This is a genomic window from Roseinatronobacter alkalisoli, assembly GCF_028745735.1.
Classification (GTDB): domain Bacteria; phylum Pseudomonadota; class Alphaproteobacteria; order Rhodobacterales; family Rhodobacteraceae; genus Roseinatronobacter; species Roseinatronobacter alkalisoli.
In genome coordinates, this window is sequence record NZ_JAQZSM010000061.1 from 1 (window position 1) to 8019 (window position 8019).

Below are 8019 nucleotides of genomic sequence, written 5' to 3' on the forward strand. Positions count from 1 at the left end.
TCCTCCCCCTCGCAGGCCTAGGCAGATGGCGGAATCGCGTCAACACGCGATTCAACTTCAGGTGGTGCTGTGGTGTTATGTGTCCTGCCGGGACGGATGCGGTGTAACCGGCGGCCGTTCATTGAAAACACCGGGGATGAAACCGCCTGCCTGAGCGACGCAGGGCGACGCTGGGCGCGCAGGGGTGTCTTTTGTGGCGACAACGACCCAACGGCACAAAAGCGTCCTGATATCGCGAAAAACAGGGTGTTCAGCAAATAGCATTCAGCAAAAAACGATCAGCATTTCGCAAAAAGCATATAGCAAAAAGCACGCAGCATTCAGCAAATAGCAATCAACGTTCAGCATTCAGCAAAAAGAACTTCGCAGATAGCATTGAGCATGCAGCATATCGCATTGAACACCTCATCCGCACCATCTAGGGTTGTGCTCCAATGTGCTGGCCTGATCGGCCATTCCCCGGAAAGAGTGAGTGTGAAAAATATGTCTGACGAGGCGAACCCGCCGATTGTGGTGGCGGTGATGGGGATCAAGGGCGGGGCCGGAAAAACCACCATCTGTGCCGCCATGACCTCGGCGATGATCCATTCCGGCAAGCGCGTGCTGCTGGTCGATACGGATCGCCAGAGGTCCCTGGCAGACTGGGCGCAGCGGGCCGAGGCGCATGGCAATGGCTCACCCCTACTGTCGCATATTGATGCGAAAGACACCAACGCCCTGGTCGCAATCCTGGACGAGGCCTTTGAAGCCGAGAGCCATGATTTCATCATCATCGACACGGCCGGTGTTGCTGGCACATGGGCTGATCACGTCGCCGTGCAGGCCAGTCTCATCGTCACACCGGTTATCCTGACCGAGAACAACGTCAATGGTGCGGTCGCGACCTATCAATGGTACAAAGGCTTGCACGGGCGGGTCGAAGAGCCGGAACTGTTGCCTCGGCATATCAGCATCCTGACCCGCTATGACGCCCGCACCCGCAAGGGCGAAGAGAAGCTCAGCCCGATCGAGAAGGATCTGTTTGCGCGCATCCGTTCAGAACTAGAGTTGTTTCCCTATGCCGTGCGCGAGCGCAAGGCCTACAAGGACATGGAAAGCTTGGGCCTCCTTGGCGCCATCGCTCAGAAAAAGCGCGATGACCCGAACCCGCTGGTGCGCGGGCAGGCCGCCCATTACGAGGACGCGCTCCATGAGGTCGCTGTGATCTTCAATCACATGCTGACCCATGCGGCCGCGGATTAAGACCCGGAAAGGAAAGATCAGCCTATGGCCAAACGCAGGATAGCGCGCATTGGCGCGATCGATCCGGTCTATGCGGATGCGGTGTTCGACAGCGCGCCGCCTGTTGTAGCAAGGGCAGAGCAGCGCATCACACAGCACCCACAGTCTGTGGCGCAGCCCATAGCACAGGGGCAGCCGGAAGCGCCCGCGAGAGTTGCACCGCCCACTGCACCAGTTGCACCACGCGTGGCCCAAGAGGGCGCAACAATGAACCCAGCAATCTCCGCGCGCAAACCGGCGCGCGCATTCTCCATCACCCTCTGGCCGCTGCAACGCCACAAGGATGATCTACAAGCGCTGGAGAAGGACGGCTACAGGATAGAGCTGATCCTGAGTGCCGCAATGAAATCAGCGCGGCAAAGCTTCAAGCCAAAGCCCGCTTATGTTCCCGCCCAGAAGGGCGACTGGTGGACAGCGTATAGCGTTCGGCTGCAAAAGCCCGTTCCCGACCGCATCCTAATGCAGCTTACCGAGAGCGCCAAAGACCCCGGCGCCATGATGGCCACGCAATTGCTGCGCGGTCAAATCGAGCCGCTCTGGTTGGACGCGCTTGATGCTCTGATCGAAAGGCTCAAGGCCGCGTTGCCGTGAAAGGCCGCCTTGGGGCTGTGAACAGGCGCTGTCAGAGTTAAGAGCATGGCCGCAGACGCCCGGCCCGCATGCGGGGATTGCCATACCGCAGGCCCCAGCCCAAACGTTCGCGCAACGCGCGATGCTGCGGACGCAGTCGGCGGGTCACAGCCTCATTGCGGGTCGGCATGCACGGTTACGAGTACGCTGGGTCATCGCCAGACCGGGTGCAAAGCGGTCCGTAGGCAGTGCGGCATAGCTACCGTAGGTAGCATTCCGCAGATGCGGTCAGTCGCGTTGTCGCCTTGACCCAGCGGCAAATCGTAAATTACGGAATTAGCAAAGTGCAGGCTACGGCCCCAAAGCGACCAACGCACCCGGCTCTATGCGAACCTCCGACTGACGTTGGCTGATGTCTGTTTTGTGGAGAAGTATTGCTGAGGCCGTACTGAACTTGACGTGCGTCCCGCGAGAGTTTGAGCTATGATCTTACCGTTCTGTCTAATTCACTTGCAGGCCCGGGTCGGCACCAGGTCAGCCAGTCATTCGGCGGATGTTCCCCGGGTGGGTCAGTCGTTCGGAAGACCGGTGCCCGATGTCCTGTCCGCCTTGATCACACGGAACTTGCGGCGGTAGTCGCTCGGGGTCAGTCGGGTGACCTTGCGGAAGATGCGGCGAAATGCGGCGGGCTCGTCGTAGCCCACTTGCCAGCCGATTTCCTCGATCGGCTCGCCGGTTTCTTCCAGCATGGCCTTCGCTTTTTCCACCCGGAGACGCTGCAGATAGTCGATGGGTGCATGCCCGGTCGCGCGCGCAAAGCGTCGGTTGAAAGTCGCCCGGGCCAGCCCGGTCCGATCGGCGAGTTCATCGACCGACAGATCCAGACGCGTGTTCGCATCAAGGTATTCCTGCACCGCCCGGATTGCGCCATCGCCGTGGTCCGTGCCGGGGCTGAAGGGCATGAACGGAGCCTGACTGGGCATGTTCCATTGATAAAGCAGGAATTTTCCGACCGATTGCGCCGCGCGCGGGCTGACATGGCGGGCAATCAGGAAAAGGATCAGGTCCTGCCAGGAGTTGGCAGCACCGCTCATGACGAACTCGCCGCGCGTGCCATTGACGACCAGCAGTTCTTCCAGCCGCAGACGCACCTGCGGGAAGTTGCGTCGGAAGGTGTCGGCAAAGGCCCAGTGCGTCGTGGTCTCGCGGCCATCAAGCAAGCCGGTCTCGGCCAACACCAGCGCGCCCGCGCAGGCGGTGCAAAGATCCGCGCCCGCTTCGTGCTGGCGTCGCAACCATGCGATAACCTCGGGTTGCCGCCCCTTTACCCAACCCTCTTCGGGCAGAAACATCGAGGGCGCGATGACAATATCGGTGCGTTCCACCTCAGCCACCCCGCGATGCACCTGTAGCGGCAGCCCGCAGGCACCGGGAAAGATGCCGGGTTCTGGCCCGACAATCTCGACGTGAAAATGCGCCGTCTCGCCGGGACGGCCACCGTTCAATACGGCGTTCCCGATCGCCAGCGTCTCGAAAAGCCCGCTGACCGGCGTACCCACGGACATGCCCGGGAATGCGAGAATACTGATGGAGAGGGGCTCATTCGGGGTCTCGATATTGGCCGACATTGCAGCCTCCAGTGATCAGGATGGACCGTTCCTGCGAAGAACGGATCTGGCCGGGCGCCGGGGCATTCCCTACCATTTCAGCTGAGCGACGGGGTTTCGGGCCGGTGATCGCGCAGCGCGACAGCGCGGACAGAATACAGCACACCCCCCTCGGCGGCAAATGCGGCCGGGTCAGCCTGACGCAACCGCCTGCGTTTGTCCGCAACAATCGGGAGGTAATAATGACACTCGCTGCAGACCCACAGACGGAATTCGTAGCTTTCTGGAATGACACACTGGCTGCAAAGTTTGAACGCTACCGCGACATCCTGATGAACGGGCTAAGCCACCATAGCGAGGTCTGGCTGAATGAAGTCCAGATCGCGGCCGGCACGCGGATTGTCGATGTCGGTTGCGGCTGGGGCGACACAGCGTTGGCGCTGGCACACAAGACCGGACCTACGGGCCATGTTCTGGGAATTGATTGCGTCGATCAGTTTCTGCGCAAGGGCCGGGCCGATGCCGTCGCTCAGGGGCTCAGGAACGTGTGTTTCGCCGCCGCTGACGTGCAGACCTACCCGTTCGACGCATCCTTTGATCTCTGCTTTTCGCGTTTCGGGATGATGTTTTTCGAAAACCCCGTCGCCGCCCTGCGCAATGTCCGTGGTGCGCTGAAGCCCGGTGGCGATCTGGTTTTCATCGTCTGGCGCGATATCGCTGAAAACCCCTGGGTCGGACTGCCGAAAGCCGTGGTCCAGAAGTTTCTGCCACCGCCCGGCGATGATGCCCGGACTTGCGGCCCGGGTCCGTTTTCGATGGCCAACCCTGAGGTTGTTCGCAGCCAGCTTCAGATCGCCGGATACGAAGACATCCGGTTCAACGCCACTGACGGCCCGGTGATCGTGGGCGATTCCATCCGCAATGCGATCGACTTCCAGCTTGCCATCGGCCCTGCGGGTGAGGTGTTCCGGGAAGCCGACGCGCTGGCTGAGAAACGGCGTGACGAAATCGAGGCGGCACTGTGCGACGCGCTGGCCCCCTACCTGCAGGACGGCCACGTCGTCATGCCGTCTGCGTCGTGGCGCATCTCGGCGCGCAAACCCGCCTGACGCGTGCGAAGACCCCGCGCACGCTGGCTGAGACACATCACGCGACAGAAGGACCAACGCAAACAGGAGGAGACGAACATGAAAGATCAGACCTTTGCCAACATCGCCGAAAGACTGCGCGGCGATGTGATCGGCCCCGATGATCCCGGTTATGCCGAAGCCTGCAAACTTTATAACGGCATGATCGACAAGCGGCCCGCCATGATTGCGCGCTGCGCCAATGTGGCGGACGTGATCGCAGCGGTGAACTTTGGCCGCGACAATGATCTGCCGCTCGCCATCCGCGGCGGGGGACACAGCGGGCCGGGGCTTGGCAGCGTCGACGACGGATTGGTGATCGACCTGTCGCAGATGCGCGATGTGCGGGTAGACCCGCAGACGCGCACCGTGCGGGTCGGACCCGGGTGCACCTCGGGCGATGTTGATCACGCAACCCATGCCTTCGGCCTTGCCGTGCCATTCGGCATTATCGCCAGCACCGGGGTTGGCGGGCTGACGCTGGGTGGCGGCTCGGGCTATCTGACGCGCAGATACGGGCTGACCATCGACAATCTGATTGAAGCCGATGTGGTGTTGGCCGATGGTCATTTCGTCACTGCCAGCGCCGACGAGAACGCAGATCTGTTCTGGGCACTGCGCGGCGGCGGCGGCAATTTCGGGGTGGTGACAAGCTTTCTGTTCCGCGCCCATCCGGTTGCGACAGTGTTTGCCGGGCCGGTCTTCTGGGGGCTTGATGACGCCCGCGCGGTGATGCAGGCCTTCCGCGATTTTCAGGGAGGGGCGCCGCGCGAGGTCGGCGGCTTTGTCGGGCTCAAGACCGTTCCGCCGGTCGACCCGTTTCCGCCAGAGCATCAGGGCAAGCGCGCCTGTGCGATCATCGCCTGCTATGACGGGGATGCGCAGGCAGGCACGGCGGCGATGGCGCCCCTGATGGACCGACTGCCCCCTCCGTTGTTTGACTGGCGGGCCGAGATGCCGTTTCCAGCGCTTCAGGCAATGTTCGATCCGTTCTTCCCGTCCGGTCTGCAATGGTATTGGAAGGGGGCCTATGTCACTGAACTGCCTGAAGCCGCCATCGATGCGCATATCGCGCAGATCGAGAAAGCGCCGAGCGATCTGTCGCTGATGCATCTTTACCCGGTGGACGGTGCCGCGGCAGCAATCAAGCCAGAAAACACAGCCTGGCCCGCGCGCGATGCAAAATGGTCGATGGTGATTGCAGCGGTTGACCCGGACCCGGCCAAGGCCGACGGTCTGAAAGACTGGGCGCAAGGCTACTGGAACGCAGTGCGCCCCTACACGCGCGAAGGCGGGTATGTGAACTTCCTGATGGGCGAGGAGGACACCGACCGTATCGCTGCTGCCTATAGCACGAACCATGCGCGGCTTGCCCGGATCAAGGCGAGATATGATCCCGCCAATCTTTTCCGGGTAAACCAGAACATAGCCCCTGCGGTGACCCCATGACAGACCCGCTGAGCCATCTGTCGCGCTTCCCGCTGCTGGACGCGATCTTCGGGCGTCGTTCGCGCCGGTTCGGGCTGGGAATGGAGATCCCCTCCGGCCCGCTTGCATACCGGTCACGCCATGACCCTCTGCCGCTTTCCGAGCTTGAAACCAGCGTCTTGCTGGCCGTGGGTACTGGGGTCAGCGGCTGGAGTTTCGGCGTGCCCTTCGGCCCGGATAGCCCCAAGCAGCATGCCCACTACTCGGTGCGCTTTACCGGGCGCACCGCGCCCACGGCGGGCGGCTTCGGCACGCCAGCAATGCTGTTTACCGATGACACTGGTACCTACATCATTAACACGCGTGACGCGACCCCCGAGCGCATGCGCGAATACGCCGGGATCAAAGATGATGCCGAGCGGATCATCGCGGCCACCCGTGCACATACGGTGAAGCTGTCAGACAAGCGGCTGGACTTACCATCAGTGCCCCCGCACATGCTAGAGCCGAACCTCTGGATGGCGAACACACCGGGTTCGACCCTGTTCATGCCCATCGCCGATGCGAGCGAGCAGATGTTGGCCTTGCTGACGATGGCGATCAGCAACGGCAATGTCATCATGGACGATACCGAAGACCGGATGGCCGGCGATCTGAAACCGTTTATCCGCGCGGGCCTTCTGAACTCTGAAAAGCGCCTGCCTCTGTCGGTGCTGCAACAGATGGCCTATGAGGCGAATGTCTCGGAATGCGCCTTCATGGCCCACAACATGGTGCTGACCTTGCAGGCGATGGGCCTTGGCGGGCTTTACTTCAACGGCCTGAACCGCTGGTCGATCCTTGGCGCCTTCGCAGCAAAGGGCATCCAGGGCTTCGGCTTCCGCTTTCAGCACGACGACCGCTGGACCTTACCCAATCCGGTGGGGCTGGAGGGGATTTATCAGGGCCTTTGCCCGCCCTGGTTTGACGACATGCACGCCGCCGTCGCCGCGTTCATTGCCCGCAAGTTCAGCAAGGGCGGCACCTATGACCCGAATGCGCCCGGTCCGTGGAAGGAGGTCGCTTCGGTAAAGGGCACCGTCACACCCTATAGCGACGACTTCACCGCCTGTTTGGGCACGGTGGCCCAATATGTGTTTGAGACCTGTGGCAAATTCCCCGGCACCTTCTCCACTATTGTGCTGCCAGGCTTCGTTCAGGCTGTCCATCTCGATCTTGGTTTTTACGATACTCACTATCGCGACGGCGCCTATCTCAATACCCATGCCCACCACATGCGCCGCTGGCATGGGGAATAACGCATCGTTCCGGAGACAAGACACCACCAGCATCTTCCGCCCCCGCCGCTATCGTCTCTCCGCAACCTCATACCACCACGCCAAATCTGATGCCTTTGATCTCCGGCAAAACTACGCCACTAAGAAAACAGCCTGAAAGCGCTGATCACAACACCTTCCCACCCGGCTGAAAATAACTTGGTAATGCCGTTTCTTGTGAGCGTCACGAAGATCGGAACGGGTAACTTGCCTTGCAGGAAACGCCACCCAATGTCACGCATTGGAGCCGCACGACGATGGCCGCAGCTCACATTGCTCTTCCACCTTCTAAGCAAGCTCTACGAGCGCACCAGCGTCATCATTACCACCAATCTGAGCTTCAGCGAATGGGCAACCGTCTTCGGCGACGCAAAAATGACCACCGCGCTGCTCGATCGCCTCACTCATCGCTGCCAAATTCTCGAGACCGGCAATGACAGCTACCGCTTCAAGGCCTGCCCCGATACAGCGAAAAAGAAAAGGAAGGAGACAGCGGCATTGACGACAACATAGCGCTGAGAACATAACCACTGGGTGGGTCAGGTCTCAGATGCCGTAACAGGGCTCGGCTCGAATCTCTAACGTTGAGAGTTGAATGACGGTTTGATGTGAGGTGTCGTTGCCCTTGGCACGCTGTGCGGCGTGTCTGCGGGGTCGTGCTGTGAAGCGCGCCCCAACTATCTTGGCAAT

General features: G+C 61.0%; 6 protein-coding genes and 1 pseudogene. 6 read left to right on the top strand and 1 reads right to left on the bottom strand.

Going from position 1 to position 8019, the window contains the following annotated elements:
- Positions 1-381: 381 nt before the first annotated feature.
- Together PUT78_RS22430 and PUT78_RS22435 are read left to right on the top strand one after the other, a co-directional pair.
- Entirely contained in the window at positions 382-1242 is an 861-nt protein-coding gene (locus tag PUT78_RS22430) for a ParA family protein (protein WP_274354470.1), read from the top strand.
- A gap of 24 nt (positions 1243-1266) precedes the next feature.
- Positions 1267-1872 (top strand): hypothetical protein, encoded by a 606-nt coding sequence (locus PUT78_RS22435; RefSeq protein WP_274354471.1) that lies wholly within the window; start codon positions 1267-1269, stop codon positions 1870-1872.
- A gap of 548 nt (positions 1873-2420) precedes the next feature.
- Here PUT78_RS22435 and PUT78_RS22440 read toward each other — a convergent pair.
- Complete coding sequence (locus PUT78_RS22440) at positions 2421-3479, bottom strand: GlxA family transcriptional regulator (protein ID WP_274354472.1); 1059 nt, start codon at positions 3477-3479, stop codon at positions 2421-2423.
- Between the two features lie 221 nt (positions 3480-3700).
- Between PUT78_RS22440 and PUT78_RS22445 the strand changes: the two genes are divergently transcribed.
- From PUT78_RS22445 to PUT78_RS22460, 4 genes and pseudogenes are all read left to right on the top strand, one after another.
- A complete protein-coding gene (locus tag PUT78_RS22445) occupies positions 3701-4567 on the top strand; it encodes a class I SAM-dependent methyltransferase (protein WP_274354473.1) in 867 nt (288 codons plus the stop codon).
- Positions 4568-4645: 78 nt separating this feature from the next.
- On the top strand, positions 4646-6034 hold the full coding sequence (locus PUT78_RS22450; protein WP_274354474.1) for an FAD-binding oxidoreductase: 1389 nt from the start codon (positions 4646-4648) through the stop codon (positions 6032-6034).
- Positions 6031-7311 (top strand): hypothetical protein, encoded by a 1281-nt coding sequence (locus PUT78_RS22455; protein ID WP_274354475.1) that lies wholly within the window; start codon positions 6031-6033, stop codon positions 7309-7311. The genes PUT78_RS22450 and PUT78_RS22455 overlap by 4 nt, the downstream gene beginning before the upstream one ends.
- 291 nt (positions 7312-7602) lie before the next feature.
- Positions 7603-7842, top strand: a pseudogene (locus PUT78_RS22460) (ATP-binding protein); the annotation flags it as partial.
- Positions 7843-8019 lie beyond the last annotated feature (177 nt).

Coding starts and splice junctions, on each gene's coding strand:
- PUT78_RS22430 (WP_274354470.1), top strand. CDS start 382: ATGCAGCATATCGCATTGAACACCTCATCCGCACCATCTAGGGTTGTG.
- PUT78_RS22435 (WP_274354471.1), top strand. CDS start 1,267: ATGGCCAAACGCAGGATAGCGCGCATTGGCGCGATCGATCCGGTCTAT.
- PUT78_RS22445 (WP_274354473.1), top strand. CDS start 3,701: ATGACACTCGCTGCAGACCCACAGACGGAATTCGTAGCTTTCTGGAAT.
- PUT78_RS22450 (WP_274354474.1), top strand. CDS start 4,646: ATGAAAGATCAGACCTTTGCCAACATCGCCGAAAGACTGCGCGGCGAT.
- PUT78_RS22440 (WP_274354472.1), bottom strand. CDS start 3,479: ATGTCGGCCAATATCGAGACCCCGAATGAGCCCCTCTCCATCAGTATT.
- PUT78_RS22455 (WP_274354475.1), top strand. CDS start 6,031: ATGACAGACCCGCTGAGCCATCTGTCGCGCTTCCCGCTGCTGGACGCG.